Source organism: Candidatus Pelagibacter sp. HIMB1587, from assembly GCF_052047775.1.
In the GTDB taxonomy this organism is placed as follows: domain Bacteria; phylum Pseudomonadota; class Alphaproteobacteria; order Pelagibacterales; family Pelagibacteraceae; genus Pelagibacter.
Window position 1 is genome coordinate 569,642 of record NZ_JBNAJJ010000001.1, and the last position, 19,871, is coordinate 589,512.

23 protein-coding genes are annotated in these 19,871 nt (G+C 31.2%); 5 read left to right on the forward strand and 18 right to left on the reverse strand.

Annotated features, from left to right (window positions below; all coding sequences use genetic code 11):
• Positions 1–11: 11 nt before the first annotated feature.
• Genes ACTTBE_RS03235 through ACTTBE_RS03305 form a run of 15 tightly spaced genes read right to left on the reverse strand, consistent with a single transcriptional unit; the run spans position 12 to position 12,380 of the window.
• On the reverse strand, positions 12–1,622 hold the full coding sequence (locus ACTTBE_RS03235; RefSeq protein WP_440677114.1) for a hypothetical protein: 1,611 nt from the start codon (positions 1,620–1,622) through the stop codon (positions 12–14).
• The gene (locus ACTTBE_RS03240) at positions 1,615–1,947 is read right to left on the reverse strand and encodes a gamma-glutamylcyclotransferase family protein (RefSeq protein WP_262590442.1); all 333 of its coding nucleotides are present in this window, start codon (positions 1,945–1,947) and stop codon (positions 1,615–1,617) included. The genes ACTTBE_RS03235 and ACTTBE_RS03240 overlap by 8 nt, the downstream gene beginning before the upstream one ends.
• Positions 1,948–1,967: 20 nt before the next feature.
• Positions 1,968–2,387: a DUF6691 family protein gene (locus tag ACTTBE_RS03245; RefSeq protein WP_440651631.1), complete on the reverse strand. Its 420-nt coding sequence runs from the start codon at positions 2,385–2,387 to the stop codon at positions 1,968–1,970.
• Positions 2,384–2,803: a YeeE/YedE family protein gene (locus ACTTBE_RS03250; protein ID WP_440677115.1), complete on the reverse strand. Its 420-nt coding sequence runs from the start codon at positions 2,801–2,803 to the stop codon at positions 2,384–2,386. Before ACTTBE_RS03250 ends, ACTTBE_RS03245 begins: the two co-directional genes overlap by 4 nt.
• A 4-nt stretch (positions 2,804–2,807) precedes the next feature.
• Positions 2,808–3,242 (reverse strand): CoA-binding protein, encoded by a 435-nt coding sequence (locus ACTTBE_RS03255; RefSeq protein ID WP_440651635.1) that lies wholly within the window; start codon positions 3,240–3,242, stop codon positions 2,808–2,810.
• Between the two features lie 4 nt (positions 3,243–3,246).
• Positions 3,247–3,447 (reverse strand): hypothetical protein, encoded by a 201-nt coding sequence (locus tag ACTTBE_RS03260; protein WP_440618199.1) that lies wholly within the window; start codon positions 3,445–3,447, stop codon positions 3,247–3,249.
• A gap of 2 nt (positions 3,448–3,449) precedes the next feature.
• Positions 3,450–4,229 (reverse strand): enoyl-CoA hydratase, encoded by a 780-nt coding sequence (locus tag ACTTBE_RS03265; RefSeq protein WP_440677116.1) that lies wholly within the window; start codon positions 4,227–4,229, stop codon positions 3,450–3,452.
• A complete protein-coding gene (locus ACTTBE_RS03270) occupies positions 4,230–5,081 on the reverse strand; it encodes a HalD/BesD family halogenase (RefSeq protein WP_440677117.1) in 852 nt (283 codons plus the stop codon).
• A gap of 6 nt (positions 5,082–5,087) precedes the next feature.
• On the reverse strand, positions 5,088–5,462 hold the full coding sequence (locus tag ACTTBE_RS03275) for a cytidyltransferase (RefSeq protein ID WP_440677118.1): 375 nt from the start codon (positions 5,460–5,462) through the stop codon (positions 5,088–5,090).
• The gene (locus tag ACTTBE_RS03280; RefSeq protein WP_440677119.1) at positions 5,459–5,869 is read right to left on the reverse strand and encodes an AAA family ATPase; all 411 of its coding nucleotides are present in this window, start codon (positions 5,867–5,869) and stop codon (positions 5,459–5,461) included. Before ACTTBE_RS03280 ends, ACTTBE_RS03275 begins: the two co-directional genes overlap by 4 nt.
• On the reverse strand, positions 5,869–7,104 hold the full coding sequence (locus ACTTBE_RS03285; protein ID WP_440677120.1) for a M24 family metallopeptidase: 1,236 nt from the start codon (positions 7,102–7,104) through the stop codon (positions 5,869–5,871). Before ACTTBE_RS03285 ends, ACTTBE_RS03280 begins: the two co-directional genes overlap by 1 nt.
• Positions 7,101–7,736, reverse strand: coding sequence for a class I SAM-dependent DNA methyltransferase (locus ACTTBE_RS03290; RefSeq protein ID WP_440677121.1), 636 nt, complete (start codon positions 7,734–7,736; stop codon positions 7,101–7,103). The genes ACTTBE_RS03285 and ACTTBE_RS03290 overlap by 4 nt, the downstream gene beginning before the upstream one ends.
• The gene (locus ACTTBE_RS03295; protein WP_440677122.1) at positions 7,736–10,141 is read right to left on the reverse strand and encodes a GcvT family protein; all 2,406 of its coding nucleotides are present in this window, start codon (positions 10,139–10,141) and stop codon (positions 7,736–7,738) included. The genes ACTTBE_RS03290 and ACTTBE_RS03295 overlap by 1 nt, the downstream gene beginning before the upstream one ends.
• Positions 10,141–11,181 (reverse strand): homocysteine S-methyltransferase family protein, encoded by a 1,041-nt coding sequence (locus ACTTBE_RS03300; RefSeq protein WP_440677123.1) that lies wholly within the window; start codon positions 11,179–11,181, stop codon positions 10,141–10,143. Before ACTTBE_RS03300 ends, ACTTBE_RS03295 begins: the two co-directional genes overlap by 1 nt.
• Positions 11,182–11,192: 11 nt before the next feature.
• Positions 11,193–12,380 carry an aromatic ring-hydroxylating oxygenase subunit alpha gene (locus ACTTBE_RS03305; protein WP_440677124.1) on the reverse strand — a complete coding sequence of 396 codons (1,188 nt, stop codon included), beginning with the start codon at positions 12,378–12,380 and terminating at the stop codon, positions 11,193–11,195.
• Positions 12,381–12,652: 272 nt separating this feature from the next.
• Between ACTTBE_RS03305 and ACTTBE_RS03310 the strand changes: the two genes are divergently transcribed.
• From ACTTBE_RS03310 to ACTTBE_RS03330, 5 genes are all read left to right on the forward strand, one after another.
• Entirely contained in the window at positions 12,653–13,663 is a 1,011-nt protein-coding gene (locus tag ACTTBE_RS03310) for a glycine betaine ABC transporter substrate-binding protein (protein WP_034390126.1), read from the forward strand.
• Positions 13,664–13,719: 56 nt separating this feature from the next.
• The gene (locus ACTTBE_RS03315; protein WP_440677125.1) at positions 13,720–14,607 is read left to right on the forward strand and encodes an ABC transporter permease; all 888 of its coding nucleotides are present in this window, start codon (positions 13,720–13,722) and stop codon (positions 14,605–14,607) included.
• A 57-nt stretch (positions 14,608–14,664) separates the two neighbouring features.
• Positions 14,665–15,393, forward strand: coding sequence for a methylenetetrahydrofolate reductase (locus ACTTBE_RS03320; RefSeq protein ID WP_440677126.1), 729 nt, complete (start codon positions 14,665–14,667; stop codon positions 15,391–15,393).
• Positions 15,386–16,744 (forward strand): aminomethyl transferase family protein, encoded by a 1,359-nt coding sequence (locus ACTTBE_RS03325; protein WP_440634385.1) that lies wholly within the window; start codon positions 15,386–15,388, stop codon positions 16,742–16,744. The genes ACTTBE_RS03320 and ACTTBE_RS03325 overlap by 8 nt, the downstream gene beginning before the upstream one ends.
• 150 nt (positions 16,745–16,894) lie before the next feature.
• Positions 16,895–17,440, forward strand: a complete 546-nt coding sequence (locus ACTTBE_RS03330) for a hypothetical protein (RefSeq protein ID WP_440614125.1) — start codon at positions 16,895–16,897, stop codon at positions 17,438–17,440.
• On the opposite strand, the gene ACTTBE_RS03335 is transcribed toward ACTTBE_RS03330, so the two are convergent.
• Genes ACTTBE_RS03335 through ACTTBE_RS03345 form a run of 3 tightly spaced genes read right to left on the reverse strand, consistent with a single transcriptional unit; the run spans position 17,437 to position 19,871 of the window.
• A complete protein-coding gene (locus ACTTBE_RS03335) occupies positions 17,437–17,604 on the reverse strand; it encodes a hypothetical protein (RefSeq protein WP_440677127.1) in 168 nt (55 codons plus the stop codon). The genes ACTTBE_RS03330 and ACTTBE_RS03335 overlap by 4 nt on opposite strands.
• Positions 17,597–18,241, reverse strand: a complete 645-nt coding sequence (locus ACTTBE_RS03340; protein ID WP_440677128.1) for a DUF3726 domain-containing protein — start codon at positions 18,239–18,241, stop codon at positions 17,597–17,599. Before ACTTBE_RS03340 ends, ACTTBE_RS03335 begins: the two co-directional genes overlap by 8 nt.
• Positions 18,210–19,871 (reverse strand): hypothetical protein, encoded by a 1,662-nt coding sequence (locus tag ACTTBE_RS03345; RefSeq protein ID WP_440677129.1) that lies wholly within the window; start codon positions 19,869–19,871, stop codon positions 18,210–18,212. The genes ACTTBE_RS03340 and ACTTBE_RS03345 overlap by 32 nt, the downstream gene beginning before the upstream one ends.

Sequence of the window (19,871 nt, forward strand, 5' to 3'; positions counted from 1 at the left end):
AAAATTATTGTTTATTCTGAGGTTTTGTACTTACTATTGTTAATTATATAGACAAATAAAATAGGCAAAATAAGTGTAAGTAAAGTTACAACAATTAACAATATCCCAAGCTCTGAATAATCAGCATTAGTTTGAATTTCTCCTGAAACTTTATCTTTTACTTCTCTAGTAACTGTAAAAATTTGATTTAAATATTTTGTCCCTAAAGCACTTGCTGAAAGAGCTAAATTTGTAAAAGAAGCAAAAACTGCAAAAAAAGTTGCTTTAAGATGTGAAGGGGCATTTTTAGCAATCCAAGCTAATAAAGGTATCATTGATACCTGACCTAATGGAGACTCTAAAGCTGTATTTAGTATCGCTATAAATTTAGCATCAACTACACCACCTGTTATTGAAGCGGTCCAATTATGAAATCCATAATACATTCCAACACTTGGTAAAAATAAAATTGCACCAGCTATACTTAATACAACAATAATTTTTGCAATTGAGTTATTGGCCATAAAAGGTCTCAATAAAACAATTCCAGCCAATGTTAAAATTGATGCCAGTAAAGACAAAATTGAAAAAAATTGTTCATTAAAACCAAGTTCATCAATTTCAAACCACGTTAGACCAGGACCAGGACTTGGCATTGCTCTAAATATAAATATAATTACTGCAGTACCAACAATTGTTAACCTTAAATTTTCTGGCAACTCTTTGATGAGCTTAAACATCAAAAATAAAATTATGATAACTGAACCAATGAAAACAATTTCTTGTGCAAAAGGAACTTTGAACGATCCGATAGATAAAGTGAAAATAACAAAAATTAAGCTTCCTCCAAGGATCCACCAATTAATTTTTGTTTTCTCAGTTCCTCTTTCTTCTTTAAATTCAAGTCCTTTAGATTTTAAATTTTGAATTTTCTTATTCCTTAAATATTTTGCTAAAAATACCCCTAAGATTGAAACAACTGGAATAACTAACGCATATAAATAAATTTTACCGTATAGAGAAATTTTAGCAGACTGTTCTAGGCTATCTACATCTCTAAATAAAATTACATTCACCAACGCAACTAAAACAGTGCCTCCAATAATTGCAAAACGACCAAGGGTTTGCATTGTTGTATGCATAATTTTAACTTGATCTTTACTGTAATCATTTCCACTCTCATCAGTTAATGGGACAGCTTCAACAGTCATAGCATCAGCAACAACATCTTGAATTACATAACCAACAGGTGCTAAAATTACGCTAATCACAAACCAAGTCTCAACTGTGAAAATTTCAGACATGTCTTCTGTATGAATTATAAGTCCATACATAATCAGCAAACTTAAAGCGATTAAAGAAGCTCCAAAGTAAACCATATAATTTTTTCTATCCCATATAAGATCTACCAAATGTCCTAAAGGCATTTTTAAAGCCCATGGAATTCCAGCCCAAAACCCAAGTCCAGCTAAAAATGCTGCAGATAAATTTAAGTAGTCTTTAACAAAAAAAGTTCCAACTATTCCAGTTAATCCAGAAATACCAGCTGCAACATAAACCATCAAAGGAGGAAGATAAGTCCATTTAAATTGTCGACCCAAATCTAAAAAAGTGCTGTCTAAAAATTTTAAAATTTTATTCATTTAATTCATAAATATAAGCTAATTGTATAGATCCATCATTCAAATAAACGTTGGTTGTAGATCTTCTGTATTCTTTTCCTTCAAAATCATCCAACATTTTTAAATTATTTTGAAGATTATCTGATTCAAGTAACCAGCCACTAACTTTTTCTCCTGATTTGTCCAATTGAATCACAGGAAAACCAATTTTATTTCCCCATCCTTTTTTAAATAAATTGCCTAAAACAAATCCCTGTTTCCAAGTACCTTCCAAATGTTTTAAATAATTTTCATTTGCTTCACCAGGTTGTAATGAACCATAGACAAATAAAGAATTGATGATCACGGTTAATTTAAGTTTTATAGTTACTTAACTTTGTTTAAATTCAAAGTTTTCACAAAATAAAAACCAACTAACATTGAAACAACAAAAGTTATTGAGTAAATATTCAATAAAGCAACAGAAGTTATAGCTGGACCAGGACATAATCCACCCAATCCCCATCCAGCACCAAATAAAGCTGAACCTAATATTAATTGATTATTAATTGTTTTGTTATTTGAATAATTAAATTTCTCTGCAAGCAGTGGTTTTTCTTTTTTCTTAATTATATGAAACAAAGGAGATGAAACAACCAAAGCTCCCATCATCACAAATGCAAGAGAGGGATCCCAATTTCCAAATAAATCTAAAAAGCCTAATACTTTTGCTGGATTAACCATTTCAGATATCACTAAACCAATACCAAATATTATACCTGAAAGAAGGGAAGCTAATTTGTTCATAATAAATTTTTTACAAATACAGTTAATATTCCAACAATCATAAATGTAATTGTTGCAACAATTGATCTTAAAGAAAATCTTCCAATACCGCTTATACCGTGGCCACTTGTACAACCACCACTGATCCGTGTTCCGATTCCAACCAACAAACCAGCTGCTATCATCAAGACATAAGAATTAGAAATACTAATGTTTATTCCTCTATTAGAAAATAAGGAGTAAATAAATGGTGCAATAATTAAACCCAACAAGAATAATAAATTATCAAATTTATTTTCTTTTTCTGTTAAAGCGTTACTTGCAATCCCACTAATTCCAACTAAACGACCGTTCAGTAAAAAAAATACCACTACTGCTAATCCAATTATCAATCCACCAGTAAAAGCCGGTATTGGTGTAAAATTTACTATGTTCATAAAATTAATTACTCAAAACAGGAAAAGCCTGTCTTACTTTTAAAAAAAATTTTTGATATTCCATTTTGGTACATTTGTTTTCTATATATTCTATATTATTTTTTTCTACAAGTGACTTGGCATTTTCATCTCTTATTCCAAGTTGTAACCATAATACCTTAGCACCAATTTTCACTGTATCTTCAGCTATACCAAAGGCTTCTTTAGAAGGTCTAAAAACATCTACAATGTCTATAGGATCTTTAATCTCTGTTATCGAAGCATACACTTCCTCACCTAAAATTTTTTTACCCTTTGCTGATGGGTTAACTGGATAAACTTTATAACCATATTCTTGCATATATTTCATTACAATAGTTGAGGGTTTTTTTAAATCATTACTGACACCAATCATTGCTATAGACTTAGAATTTTCTAAAATCCTCTTTATGTCGCTCATTTTGTTATTTGTTTTCTTTTTTAATTTGTTCCTCGCAGAATTTTCTTGCTTCTTCCAAATCAGTAATTTTAGTCTCAGATAATTTTTGACTTCCTGCAATACAAGCATCCACTGCTCTTTTTAAATTATGATCTTTAAAATTTAATACAAAGTACATTCCAAAAATAACAAATAAAATAATGAGTATATTTTTTTTGTTCTTCATTATTATTTATGTTTCCAATTTGGTTGTCTTTTTTCTAAAAAGGCCGAAATACCCTCTTTGGCATCCATTGCCATCATATTAACTGTCATCATTTTGCTAGTGTGCGCATAGGCTTTTCTTAAAGGCATTTCTAATTGTTTATAAAAAGCTTGTTTTCCAATTTTAATGGTCAAATTTGATTTCGATGCAATTTTTTTTGCAACTTTCAAAACTTCATCATTTAATTTTGATTTGGAAAAATGATCATTTATTAAACCAATTTCTTTTGCATAATTTGCTTTGATAGGCTCTCCTGTTAGAAGCATCTGCATCATTGGTTTACGATTAATTTTTCTACTAACGGCCACCATTGGTGTGCTGCAAAACAATCCAATATTTACACCTGGTGTCGCAAATAATGAGTCTTTAGTGCTATATGCAAGATCACAACTTGCAACTAACTGACAGCCTGCTGCGAAAGCTGCGCCATGAACCTTAGCAATAACTGGTTTTTTTCCTTCAACAATTTGCAACATAACCTTTGAGCAAAGATTAAATAACTTTTGATATTTATCTTTATTCTTAAGACTTCTAACTTCTTTTAGATTGTGACCAGCGCTAAATCCTTTACCTGCACCCTCTATAATTATTACTTTAGTTTTTTTATCAGCATCTAATTTTTTTAATGATTTTAATAAATCGGAAAGATTTTTAAATGAAAGAGAATTATATGTTTTTGGTTCATCAATAATAATTGATGAAATCTCAGAATTAATTCTCTTTATTTTAATATTACTAGTCATTTAATCAGTTAATCCATCGGATCTAGCCTGATTTCTTTCTATATGAATTGGTAAAACTTTACCATAAATTGCTTTTGAGTGTTCTGGAGTATTTACTCTATAAGGATCTAAGACATAAGCAGGAATACACATATATCTGGATTTTTGACCTTCTACTTTTGTAACTCTATGAAGTGTAAATCTTCCTTTAAAAATTTGAAGATCTCCTGGTTCTAATTTAAGCTGCCTTACTCTTGATCGATTTCCTTCTAAAACTTTTTTTACCTCATCAAAATTTTCGTTTCCTGGTGCTCTAATATTTGGACAATATTCAAAAACACCTCCTTTTTCAGGTTTCTGTATCATCAAGCTTAGAGTGAATTCACAACTATCAAAATGCCAAGGAAGAATTCCATCTGGTTTCATAACATTGTACGCATGACAAGCTAAAGGATCTGCCCATCTATAAATAGGAGAAATTCCTAAACATGCAGAAACAAATTTTAAAAGTTCTTCTGTTTCATAAAGATATTTCATTTCTGAATTTTTTGGAAAGCAATCTGAATTTAAATATCCATTATACCTTTCCATAAAATTTCTTTTTGGATGTTTTACAGGTAAACTTGGATCATCTTTAGCATAAAGATATGCATTGATGCTTTCTTTTGACATGTAAACTTCATCAAGTTGTTTTTCCAATTCTATATTCATTACCTCTAAAGATTTAGACAAAATAAAATTTGGGATAGTTGAACAACTATATTGGTCTAATTCTTCCTTACATTTTTTAACTAAATTTTTAATGATTGGAGAATTTAAATCGTGAATAGGATATCTTTTTAAATCGACAATAGTATTTAATCTATCGTTCATTAAAAATTATTTTAATTTACCCTCTTCTCTCATTTGAGCTCTAATTTTAGTTGCCGAGATTTTTTGAGTTTCTTCATCTAAAACTATTTCCTCAATTTTATATCCAACACCTCTTCCGTAACAAATATTTGTAATATTAGGAACCAACATAATTTTAAATTGACTTTCAAACTCAGGATTTAATCTTTCTTCAATATTTTTTTTTACAGTTTGAAAATCAAATGGATTATCATCAACACCTTGTACATCTCTTATTTGGATACAAACTTGTCCTGTTTTTTTTATTATCTCTTTAAACAGTTTATAGTGCCCATCATGAAAGGGTTGCCATCTTCCTAACATTTGCGCTGTCGGTTTTTTATTATCCCATTGATATGTCATTTTTTAATCTCCTCAATTATTAAAGGTGCCCATTTTTTAGCATCCTGAGTTGTTACATGGTAGTCAAAGTTTTTTGGATTAACAAACATTTGGTTGGTATCTTCAAATCTACCTTTCTTTATTGTATCTACCCAAATTCTAAAATCTGCTGGAAACAAATTTCTTGCCTCAGGTGTAGGAGCAACAAAATCTGCAATTACATAATGACCCTCAGCTTTTAATTTTAGAGCAAATTCAGCCATTCTTTTAGCTTGTCTTACTCTACCTTCCTCTGAAAAATCCCAATCATCAGCTGCTTTTCTAACTTCATCAGCATTTAATCTTTTTGCATTTAAATGAGGCGCCATTTCATTTGCTAAAGTTGTTTTACCTGCACCAGGTAAACCCATAACCAAAATAATTTTCATTAAATATCTTCTAACGGATAATGGGACATTAATTCAAGTGCATTTTCACCAATTAAGTATTGTTGCTCAAGCTTAACACCTTCTTTACCACCTACTTTTCCAATATAACTTTCTACTGTAATAGTCATATTTTTCTCAAAACAACCTTCCTTTTGACCACCATCTGTTGGGTATCTTATGAATGGCCATTCATCACAGAGTCCAATTCCATGAACCATACAAGAATATCTATTTCCATAATAGTCATCAGGCAAATTCCATGATTTTTCAATAAATTCCTTAAACGATAATCCTGGTTTAATTAAATTAGAATTGTAATCAATTTGTTCAACTGCCATTGAATATAGTTTTTTTTGATCATCATTAAATTTGTCTCCAACAACAAATGCACGAGATATATCTGCACAATAACCATAGGGGCCAACCATGTCAGTATCAAAAGAAACAATTTCTTTATCTTGGATAATTTTATTACTGCATTCTTGCATCCATGGATTAGTTCTTTCTCCTGAAGCTAACAATCTACATTCAATCCACTCACCATAATTTTCTATATTCGTTTGATGGAGTATTGACCATAATTCATTCTCAGTCATTCCTGGTTTTAATTGTTCCTTCATCTTAACAATACCCATTTCAGCGACATCAATCGCTGATCTCATACATTTAATTTCATCATTTGATTTTATTACTCTTGCTTGTTCTAAAATTAATTTAGCATCAACCACTTGGATGTTCTCTTTATTTAATGCTGAAACCGCAGGACCATTTAAAACATCAATAGCAATTTTTTTAGATTTAAAATATGAGTTTGATAAATCTTTAACTTCATTAACCCATTTTTTTAATTGTTGCTCTGATTGATCACCGTTACTAAAATAATCCCAAGTAATTACAGGTCTTAATTCATCAATAAGATGTAAATGCTCTGATAATTTCTCACAATTGAAATACTCATAAAGTATTGTAGGACCATTAACTGGAATAAAGCAATATCTTGTTAAGTTATGCATATTATAAACACTCATGTTTACACTATCTAATGCATATCGAACATTTACCGGATCGAATAAAATACACGCTTCTAAATTATTTTTTTCTAATTCTTTTTTAACTCTATCTAAACGATAAGATCTTAGCTTATCAAAATCAATCTCGTCTTCTCTTAATCTTTTTTTGATAATAAAATTCTGTTTAGGTTTAAATTCTGGAACTATTTTTCTCTTAAATCTCATTTTGTAATTTTATAAATTCCTAACCATGCATTTACATTTTTACTAGCTATGTAATCTGATTTAAAGAAATCTTTTTCTTCCCATAATTCTTTGTTTTTAAATTCCTCTATTTTTGTATTAAAACTGTATTTCTTAAAAATACCCTCATTTATGGTGAAACCAATATAGCCACCTGGTTTGGTAATTCTTAAAAATTCATCTAAAGCATTATTTTTGACATGACCAAATGTGAAGGTTCCAACGCATAACACGCTATCATAAGTATTATCTGCTTCAGGAATTTCTTTATTTAAATCTAATTTACTTAATTTTTTGTAAAGATTTTTTGGAACTGAATTTAAAAGATCTTGAGATAAGTCTATTCCATGAAAATTATTGAATCCAAATTTCTCTAATTCTTGAGCAACTAACCCTGTACCACAACCCGCATCGAGTATTAATGCATCTTTATTTTGCTGATGTTTATTAAAAGCTGCGGCTGTTTCTTTTGGACCTGTATAGTTCCAATCAATCATGTCTTTATTATATTTGTTATTTTCTGACCAATCTGCGTAATAACTCATCACGTCTTCTGTTTTGTCTAATTTATAAATGTTTAAATTTTTAGATACGTCTTTATCCTGATCAGACATTAACTTCTCATTTTTTGACCACTTGGATCATAAAGTGGTTCTTTAATAATTGAGCAATTAAATAAATCTCCATTTATCTCTACTTGAACTTTATTTTCGGATTTAATTTTATCCTGATCAACAAAAGTAAAAGCAACACTCTTATTTACAAAATGTGCAAAACCACCTGAAGTAACATAACCTATACTTTGATCTCCATTCATAACAGCTTCATTATTTGTTACATCAATATCATTGGTTTCAACAATTAAAGGTATAAGTTTGTTTGAAGAGTTTTCTTTTTGTGCACTTTCTTTACCTATAAATTCTTTATCCCAATTGATAAAAACATCTAATCCTGTTTCTTTAGCAGTAAAATCTGGTCTATAATCTAATGTCCAAGCTCCCCAATTTTTCTCAAGCCTCATTGACATTAATGCTCTTCCACCAAAGGGTTTAATATTAAATTCTTTTCCAGCTTCAACTAGTTCTTCGTATAATTTTAATTGATAATGAGGTGCTACATATATTTCGTAACCAAGTTCTCCAGTAAATGAAATTCTATTTACTAGTGCAGGAACTCCACCAACAAACATTCTTCTTGAGTCTCTAAACTTAAATTTTTCATTTGAAACATCATCTCTTACTATTTTTTCTAAAACCTTTCTTGAATTAGGTCCTGCAATTGATAATCCATGAAACTCATCAGATCTATTTTTATAATTTAAATTAAATTTATCTAAGTGACTTTCAAACCAACGTCTGTGCATTTCTTGAGCAGCACCAGATCCAAATACCATAAATTCATTTTCATCCAAACAAGCAACTGTTAAATCTCCACACAATTTTCCTCTATAAGACAACATTGGTGATAAAGATATTCTTCCAGGTTTTGGAAGTTTTCCAGCCATGATGTGATCTAAAAATTTTCTAGCGTCAGGTCCTTTGAATTCATGTTTTGAAAAATTTGCAACTTCAATCAAGCCAACATTCTCTCTTACATTAATAACTTCTTTTGAAACATAATCATGTGATCTTGATCTTTTTATTGTTGGTTCTTCATGAGCGTCTTCTTTGTTGTTTGCAAACCACAAAACATTTTCTAATCCAAAACTATCTCCCATCACAGCACCTTTATTAACAAAACGATCATAAAGAGCTGTTGTTTTTTGTTTTCTTCCTTTTGGTAAAGTTTCATTGGGAAAAGTCATAATAAATCTTCGTTCATAATTTTCTGAGGATTTTATTGTTCCGTATTGTGGTGATGCATAATCTCCAAAACGAGCAACATCCATTGCCCAAACATCAATGGAAGGCTCACCATCAATAATCCATTCAGCAATACATTTTCCAACTCCACCCCCTTGGCAAAACCCAGCCATCACACCAACTGCAACCCAATAATTTTTCATTCCAGGTACAGGACCAATCAAAGGACTACCATCTGGACCAAAAGTAAAAGGTCCATTAACTATATTTTTTATTCCTGCACGCTCTAAGGCAGGCATTCTCTCAAACCCAATTGCTAATCGATCTTCAATATTATCTAATTTCGGTTCCAATAATTCATGACCAAAATTCATTGGTGTCCCTTGTACCTTCCAGGGAGTAGATTTTGGTTCATAAGTTCCAAGCAACATTCCTTTTCCTTCTTGTCTAAAATAAATATTTCCTTCAAAATCTGTTCCAATAGGCAATCTTTGGTCACCCATTGCTTCAATTTCTGGAATAGGTTCAGTGATTAAATAATGATGTTCCATTGGTTGAACTGGAAGATTTAATCCTGCTAATTGACCAACTTCTCTTGCCCACAAACCACCCGCATTAATTACTATTTCAGCATTAATGTTTCCTTTTTCAGTAAAGACATCCCAGGTTCCATCTTCTTTTTGTTTCGTGTCTTTAACAACTGTATGAGTGTAATATTTTCCACCATGAACTTTTGCAGCTTTTGCAAAAGCATAAGTAACACCTGATGGATCAACTTCACCATCAATAGGATCCCATAAAGCTAGCAGATATCTTGAAGGATCAATTAAAGGATGTTTCTTTTTCACTTCTTCTAAAGAAATAAATTCTTGGTCAAGTCCCATGTATCTTGCTTTTGATCTTTCTCTCTTTAAATAATCAGCCCAAACTTCATTTGAGGCTAAATAAAAACCTCCACTTGGTTTAAATCCAGTTGAGTGACCAGATTCTTTTTCTATCTCTTTATATAAACCTATTGTATAAGCCATCATCCGAGAGATATTTGGGTCAGAAGAAATTACATGAACATTTCCAGCAGCATGCCACGAAGAACCTGATGTTAATTCATTTCTTTCAAGTAAAATACAATCTTTTAATCCAAATTTAGATAAATGGTAAAGAATAGAACACCCAACTACACCGCCACCTATGATTACAACTTTGGCATGCTTTTCCATTAATATTTAATTTCTTTATTTACTTTTTTTAAAGATTTATCAGTACCATGATGAAAATGTTTGCTCATGTCCGGCATGTATTTCATTGAAATTGGTTTTTTACCAATTGCAACAGACATTTCTCTGACATGATGAGCTTCAGCACCACAACATATACCAATAAAATTTATTTTATTCTGAACACAATCTTTTGCAAATTCTGCCATTTCAAATCTGTTGCAAAATAAATTATCTAAAGCTACAGGAAATGCATTTCCACCAGGAATACAATCGCAGCCATGATCAGTAATATTTAAAAAACCAGGTTCTTCCTCAGTAGTTCTGTAAGGAACTGGAAGACCTGACACATGACAAGAAACTTTGTCTCTAACTTTTTTTAAAAGTTTCATTGTCATCTCTGGTCCTCTGTAACAATTTAATCCAACTACATCAGCACCTAGATCTTCCATCATCTTACATGCATCTTCAGCACTGTGTCCTTCTCTAGTTTTATCACCTCTTGGAATTGCAAAATTACAAACTGCAATTAGCCCAGCGTCCTTAATTGCTTTTAATGCAATTTTCATTTCATCAGTCCAACTAATTGTTTCAGCAATAACAAAATCAACTCCAGCTTCTTTTGCCCAAGCAACTTGTTCTTCATACATTTGTTGACATTGTTTGTGAGTATTTGCATCACCAGGATCAAATACGTTTGTATTTGCAACATCTCCACAAACCATCAAATCTAAATCTTCAAACTCAGCAGCAGCATCTTTTGCAATTTTAAGAGCACCTTTTTGCATCGGTTCTAACAAATGTTCTTTGCCAATTATTCTTAGCTTTTCTCTATGACCATAATAAGTAAATGCCTGAACTACATCTGAACCAGCTCTGATAAATTCTCTATGTAATTGGGTTACTACCTCTGGATGCTCCAAAACAACTTCAGGAACAAATGGACCTGCTGAAAGATAACCTCTTCTTTCCATTGCAAAAAGGTATCCTTCTGCACACATGATAGGACCCTCATTTAACCTTGTAATTAAATCTTTTTTCATAATTTATCCTTTCATTTTGTTAAATTTGTTGCAACCCATTTGTGAAACATCAAAGTAGGTGTATCCATTACAGGTGAAAAATTTCCACCATTATAAGCAGGTGAGCTTCGCCCTTTTTGCATTCCTTCAATTGCAGTTACATCTTCGTTCATAACTTCTTGCCAAAATGCAAAATTTTTTTCTCTAATCCCTTTAAACTCATCGCTCGAAGCGCTTTCATCTCCGATATAATATAATTCAAAGTGTTCTTTTGTCTGATTGTTTGAAATTGGTTCTAACCAAAATGCATAAAAATGATCTATGTGAATTCCCAACATTACATTTGGGTATAATGATACATATTCAGATTTTTCAGATACTTCACTTGGCCAATTAGGAAAACATTTAAATTTTATATTCCCATCGAACTGTTGTGAATATTTATCACTTCCTTGTCCAGAGAAATTAAAATTTTCATCCTCTATGTGGTAATGATCTGAAATATTTGAAACTCTATTCAGCTCTGGATGTATCCAGGGTAAATGATAGCTTTCGCAATAATTCTCTATAGCAAATTTCCAATTACTATTTACAATCATATTAAAGTAACCATTGTCAGAAGCATGTCTTATTAATTGTTGATCTTTTTTAGAAATAAACTTAGACCATCTATCTTCTAAAGGTTTAATAAATTCCTCAAATGGTTTTGCGTTAGAATTTATGTTGATGAAAATTAAATCCATCCAAACTTTTGATCTTATTTCTTTAAGGTTGCTATTATTTTTATCAAATCCTTCTACATCATGTTTTCCTAATCCTCCTATATGAGGAGTAACAGTTAATTTACCATTAAAATCATAAGACCAGGAATGATAAGGACATCTTATTACATTTTTTAATTTACATTCTTGGTCAACTAATTTGAAACCTCTGTGACTACAAACGTTATGAAAAACTTTTATCTCATTATCTTTGTTTCTGACTATTAATATTGGAATATCTAAAAGATTAAATGGCTTTGCATCACCAGGATTTGTAACCGAGCTTGCAACACCAACCATCGTCCAATTATTTTTAAAAACTTTTTCTTTTTCAAATTCTAAATAATCGTCATTCAAATAACACTCATTAGGTAATCCATGAGCTTTCTCTATAGGATTTTTAACGACTTCAATTTTTTTAAGATCTAAGATGTCTGATAATTTTTTATTTAAATTCATAAACCTCCTTTAATTAATTAATTAAAAAATTAATTTAGGTTTAAAAATTACGACTCTCTAATAATGATTTGCTGAAAAACTGTTTTACAATTTAAAATATAAACAAACTCTTTGAAAAAAAAATTTGCTGAAAATTTCATTTAAAAACCATAACTAAATTTAATGAATATTTAAAGACAATTTGACTTCAACTTATAATTGAATTTAATTTGCAATATTTCTCTCAATATGTTCAATTTGATTTTTAAATGAATCAAATATTGGGAGATAAAATGAAAATTAAAAGAATACTTCTTTCCCTAGCAGTTGTTTTTGGTCTTACTTCTTTTGGAAGTGTGGCTAATGCTGCTTGTGGAAATATAACTATCGCTAATATGAACTGGGCCTCAGCAAACTTTATGGCTGAAGTTGATAAAATTATATTAGAAGAAGGTTATGGATGTTCTGTAGAATTGGTTCCAGGTGCAACAATGCCTACATTTACATCTATGCAAGAAAAAGGTGAACCAGATGTTGCTCCAGAATTTTGGGCTAACGCTGCAATAGTTGCTTTGAATAAAGCTGTTGATGAAGGCAAAATGCATTCAATTAATACAGCTCCAATCACTGGTTTAGGTGAAGGTTGGTGGGTATTACCTGCTACTCTAGAAAAGCATCCTGAGCTAACAACTGCTGCTGCAATTTTAGAAAGACCTGATCTGTTTCCTCACCCTGAGGATCCATCAAAAGGTGGTTTCCACATTTGTCCTCCAGGTTGGGCTTGTGAATTAATTAACAAGCAACACTTTAAAGCTTGGGGTATGGAAGAAAAAGGTTGGGCAATTGTTGAAACCGGTTCTGCTGCAGGACTTGATGGTTCAATTGCTAAAGCTGCTGAAAGAGGAGAAAACTGGTTTGGTTATTACTGGTCACCAACTTCTTTAGTAGGAAAATACAATCTTCAGTCTGTTGACATGGGAGAATGGGGTGGAAAAGAGAATTGGGATAATTGTCTTGTAAAACCTGAACAAGAATGTGGTACTCCTAAAAAATCTTCATGGGTAAAATCTGAAGTGTTTACTATCGCTACTGACAACTACAAAAAAACTGCTGGTGCAGAAGGTATGAGTTACTTAGAGAAAAGAACTTACCCAGGCCCAGTTATGAACTCAATGTTGGTATGGATGGGAGAAAACCAAGCTGAGGGTGCAGATGCTGCAATTGAATTCCTTAAAACACAAGAAGGTGTTTGGTCTAAATGGGTTTCAAGCGATGCTGCTGCAAAAATCAAAAAAGCACTTTAATTAAATAAAATTATCGAACCCGTTGTCAAACGGGTTCGATTTTAATAAAAAGAATTATGGATTTCTTTACTAAAATTCCAGTAATGGATAGAACAGCTCTTAGAGAGTTTAAGAAAGGAATCGACTTTAGTTTTAAAGAATTTTCAAGAGCCTATGGCGAAGGTATAGAAAGTTTTTTTGATCCACTTTTATATTTTTTAATCTGGTTAGAAAAGTTATTAATCAATAGTCCTTGGCCTGTAGTAATCGGTGTCTTTGCATTATTAGCTTGGATAGGTTCTAGAAGTATAAAATTAACAATTGGTACAGTGGTATGCTTTTTGATTATCGGTTATTTTGGAATGTGGAAAAATTGCATGGCGACTGTAGCCATAATATCTGTATCTACTCTTGTTTGTATAGCAGTAGGAATCCCAATTGGTGTTGTTATGTCTAAATCTCAAAGAGCAGAAAAAGCAATTTTACCAATACTTGATATGATGCAAACTATTCCAAGTTTTGTTTATTTAATTCCTATAATCATGCTACTCGGTATAGGAAAAGTTCCAGGGCTTTTAGCAGTTTGCATTTATGCTTTACCTCCAATTGTAAGACTAACAAATCTGGGTATCAGAGAAGTAGATAAAGAAACTTTAGAAGCGAGTGAGGCATTTGGAGCAACTCCAATGCAGAAACTTAAATCAGTTCAAATTCCATTGTCACTTCCAACAATCTTTGCTGGAATTAACCAAACGATTATGATGGCTTTAGCAATGGTTGTGATTGCATCTATGATAGGTGTAAAAGGCCTTGGAGTGCCTATTTTACAAGCAATTTCTAACCAATATTTGGCATTAGGAATGATGAATGGTTTAGCTATTGTAGCCTTAGCAATTATCTTCGACAGGGTCACTCAGCAGTACGGTCAAAGAATTCAAAAGCACAGAGGTCAGCTTAAGAAGTAATTTTAGCGCGAACGAATTTTCTAGACTCATATTTCAAAATCAATAAAGATCCGAAATATGAATTTTTCTTTGGAGATTGGTCCAAAAACAGATCTTGAAACTTTACCTCCATTAAATGATGTCTATATCACTATGCTTCCAGGAGGAGATTATAAAGAAACTGCATATAAAGCAGCTGAGCTCGTAAAAAAAGGATTTAATCCAGTTCCACATTTTCCGGCAAGATCTATGGGAGATGAAAATGAGCTTAAGGATTATGTTACACGATGTAAAGATGCAGGAGTTAAACAAGCTTTAATTATTGGAGGAGGAAGAGAGCCTCTTGGAAAATTTGATAGTTCATTTCAACTTTTAGAAACAGGTTATTTTGAAAAAATGAAAATAGGAATAGCTGGACATCCTGAAGGGAGTCCTGATATATCCGACACAGATTTAGAAAAAGCAATGATAGATAAAAAGCCTTACGCTGATTATATAGTAACTCAATGGTTATTAGATCCTCAGCCTATTATTGATTTTATTTCTAAACAAAGCGTACCAGTGCATGTTGGAATCACTGGGCCCTTAAAAATATCTAGCTTAATTAAATTTGCTAATATTGTTGGGGCAAAAAATTCCTTAAACTTTCTTAAATCTAATTTTAGTAAGGCGTTAGATTTATTGAAACCTAAAGACCCTAATGATTTAATTGGGAAAGTTAAATCGCACACTGATAACTTCCACATTTATACATTCGGCGGCTTGAAGGAAACTAACAAGTGGTTGAGGGAGAATAGTTATGTCTAATGAATTTGACTATACTAAATTAAAACATGTTACTTCTGTTGATCAGTCAGACAGGGAAGTACCATACAACTTAAGACAAAGTGGGCCAACAAAAGTTGAAATGTTAATTTCAACAAGGGTAAGAAAATCACCTTATTGGCATTTATCAATGCAGGCAGGTTGTTGGAGAGCAACTGTATACAATCGTATTTATCACCCAAGAGGTTATGTAAAACCAGAAGATGGTGGTGCTATGGTTGAATACGATGCTATCGTAAACCATGTAACTATGTGGAACGTTGCTGTTGAAAGACAAATAAGAGTTAAGGGTCCAGATGCAGAAAAATTTACTGATTATGTGATCACTAGAGATGCAACTAAAATTTCACCAATGAGAGCAAGATATGTAATTCTATGTAATGCATATGGTGGAGTTTTGAATGATCCAATTCTTTTAAGAATTTCTGAGGATGAATTTTGGTTTTCATTATCAGACTCTGATATTGGTTTATATCTTCAAGGTGTAAACGCAGATGGAAGATTTGATTGTAAAATTGAAGAAATTGATGTGAGCCCAGTTCAAATTCAAGGTCCTAAATCAAAAGCATTAATGAAAGATTTATGTGGAGATCAAGTAGATTTCGATAATATGCCTTTCTACGGATTAGCTGAAGCAAAAGTTGGTGGAAGAGATGTTGTGATTTCACAATCTGGTTTCTCAGGAGAAGCTGGTTATGAAATTTATTTAAGAAACTCTACTTTATATGCTGAGGATATGTGGAATGCTGTACTTGAAGCTGGAAAAAAACACAGCTTAATGGTTATTGCTCCTGCTCACCACAGAAGAATTCAAGCAGGAATTCTTTCATGGGGACAAGACATGGATCAACAACACAATCCGTTCCAATGTAATTTAGGTTATCAAGTTTCTTTGTCTGGAAAAGGAGAATGGAACAAAACCGCTGATTATGTTGGTAAGGCTGCACTAGAAAAGATGAAAGAGGAATTAAAAGCAGGTAAAAAACCATACAAACTCCAACTAGTTGGTATGGAATTAGGTGGTAAACCTATTGATAATTATGCACCTGACTTTTGGTTAGTTTCTCCTGAAAGTGGTGGAGATCCGGTAGGATTTTTAACGTCACCATGGTGGCATCCTGAAAAGAAAACAAACATTGCAATGGGATATGTTCCGTTCGATGGAACATTAAATGCAAATGGTTTTCCAAAAGGAAAAGTGGGAACTAAATATAAAGTTCATCTACCTGCAGAATATTCAGAAACTCCAGGAACACCTGTTGATGCTGTAGTAGTGGATATTCCATTCAAAGAGTCTTTCAACGCAAACACAAGAGAAGTTGTAAAAGGCTAAATTTATTTAGGGGGAGTTATTTAAACTCCCCCAAATTTCAATGACAAAAGGGTTTTTAATAGCAATTTGCATTATTATTGCGATTGCTTTAATAGTATTTCCATTAATTGTTTCATATAAAGCTCAAAAAAATAAAAGAGATAAAAATTAATGTTTGGTGAATTTTTAAATATAGTTTTCAAATCAATAAAATTAGATAAAACACTTTATTCTGATAACAGAAATTTTGGTGAAGCTTCCATATATTTTGCGGGCTTAATAATGATTTTAGATGGAGTTGCTGGCGCAGTAGCAGCTAACACTGTCATTAAAACAGCAATAGGAATGTCGGGTCTAACAGCAATAGTTACTTGGTTAATATGGGCGATCTTTATTTTTGTGATAGGTGTTAAACTTTTTCCAGATAAACAAACCAAAGTATCATTTAAAAAAGTTTTAACTGCAGTTGGTTTTGCTCATGCTCCTGGTTTATTGAGATTTTTTGCAGTAACTCCAGATTTAATGATACCTATAATTTTTCTTACTCAATTTTGGATTTTTGCAGGTTTAATCATTTCAACAAAAGAAATTTTAAATTTAAAATCTAATTTTAAATCTTTTGGTATAGTCTTATTGTCTTTTTTGATAATAGCTTTTCTGTCAATTACATTCGTAATGAGTAGAATGAACATGCTTCCAACTAATCAAATTAGCTAGATTGGGAAAATAGTTTTAGAAACTCTACAAGATTTACAAATTTTAAAGCCAGTTAAAATTAAATTTTGAGAAACACTCTCATCCTCTTCTTTACACTCATCACAAATATTATTTAAATCTTCGATGTTATCTTGATCCTTAATTTCATCAAAATTATTAGTCATTATCTGTTAGCCCTGCACCTGCTCCACCTTGTTTTAAACTCTCAGTTTCTTCAACAAAAATATCTTCGGATAATTTATACAAATTCTTCCACTCTTCCTCAGAAAAGCTATCAATATTTTCCAAAAAACTGATCTCTAAATGATTTGCAACAGTCGGAAATTCGTTATTAGCAATATTAGAATAGATATTTAAATTTAAATTTAAAATAATTTTTTTTTTATCAAGATTTATGTGAATTTTTTTTCCAATAATTTCTGATGCTCTGCTTACAAAAGCTAAAAATATTGAAGGGTAAGCAACGTTATTTAATTCAATTTTTTTTAAGATTTCTAAAGATTTTGATTGATCCAAAAAACTAACCCCAAGGATTATTGGACAATAAGATTTTTCTGAGGTTTGATTTTTTTCTAATATTAGATTTAAATTTTGAAAACTAATTTCTTTTCTTTCAGAAAAATATTTGTTTATATGCTTTATACCTGGAAGACCAAAAGACTCTAATAGTCTTACACACTTTGCTGTTTCTTCAGCAACTCCCCATGAATATCCACTAGCTTTTGTTGCTCTTTTAACAGTAGTTTCAATTTCACTTAATGATTTCATGTTAAATGCTAGTTTTATAAACCCACTGCTCATCGTAATTTTTTAATTCATGAGGTAAGGGCGCTCCTTGAAACATGCAAATTCTCAACCACTTGTCAGATCTTGGGTCAAATTTTAAAGCCCCAAAGAAAGATAGCTTCAATCTCAACATATCAATAGGCATTATGTTTTTACCAATTGTATTATCTTGAATTTCTGAATAAGGAAATTTTTCAACTATAAAAACCCTTCTAATAACATGTCTTAAATCAGAGTTTTTTATTAAAAAGTCAGATACGGTTTGACTATTTTTAGAAACCAATAATATTTCGTAAAGTTTTTTTATGTCTCTGGCTATGGCTAAAGGTTGTTCTAATTCTGAACCATGTTCTTCAAATCTATCAGCTAATCTTGGCTCTTCTTTATTTTTTGAGATAAACCAAAAATTTTGATTATTTTCTTTTTTTTCAAAATTTATTTCTAATATATTTGGATATTTTTTCTCAATTATATTTCTTAAATCTTCAACAGTCCTATGAGTTGGTATGTTAAAATATTTTTCTTCATCAGAGCTCATTTCTTTTACTAAAGGTTCAGTTATTTCACTATATGGTTCCATCATAATGGATACTATGTATTCAATACATTCTTCACATGTTTCTTTCTCAAGCCACTTATAAATACTATTGAAAGGATATTCTCTTGTAAAATCAAAATCATTCTCAATAAATTTCAAAAATTTTTGAACATCTTTTAGTAAATTATTAATTTTATTTTTTTGATATTCACTATCAGTGTTCCAACTTGTAATGTTTGTTAGTGATTTTTTTACACAATCAATAAAAAGTTCACTATCCTTTTTATTTACATTTTGAATTTCTCTAATTTTTTTTAAAGCTATTTCTCTACTTAAAATCCAGTTATTTAAAAGTGTTGGATGATTAACAATAAAGGGGGCCATTCCTAATCCAGTAGAATTTCCAATACCTAGATTTTTAGAGATTTGCTCGTCTAGTTTGACTGCTTTTTTTGGGTTCTTATGATAAGCAACATGATTTACTTGGTCAAAAGTAAACTGTCTTACAAGATAAACCAGCATCATTTCTAATCTAAATGGTCCGTTAATTTCCTCACGATTTTTAATTCTAAACCTATCTGCTAAACCAAATTTACCTGATCCATAAACAGCTGTAGTTCTATACAAATATCCAACTTTTGATAATAAATTTAAATCTGGTTGTAATCCTTGACTTAAATTCTCTATTACATGATTAAATAGTCTTACAGATTTATTTGCTCTAGATAATGTAAGTTCTTTATAAGAAAGTCTTCCAACTTCTTGTTTAGGAACTTCATTTTTTAATCTTTCAATATCTTTTTTACCTGGTACTCCATCATGAAGTGTAAAGGCTGCGTCCCACTTAGTAGCTATAACTCTGTCTGATCTTTCCTCATCTTTAATATGATTTGCAAAACAAACTAAAGAATAAACTCTTTTGTCTTTTTTAAATGAATAAACTGCCTCACCATAACCATTTTCATCTAAATTAAACAAATCTTGTTTATATTCCCAGTCTTTAAATTCATTCAAAAAACTTCTTAAAAAAGATAATTTTGATTGATGAAAAGATCCCAAACGTGATAATTTCATAATAGTGTTTGGATCTCTTAGTTCTACTTGCAT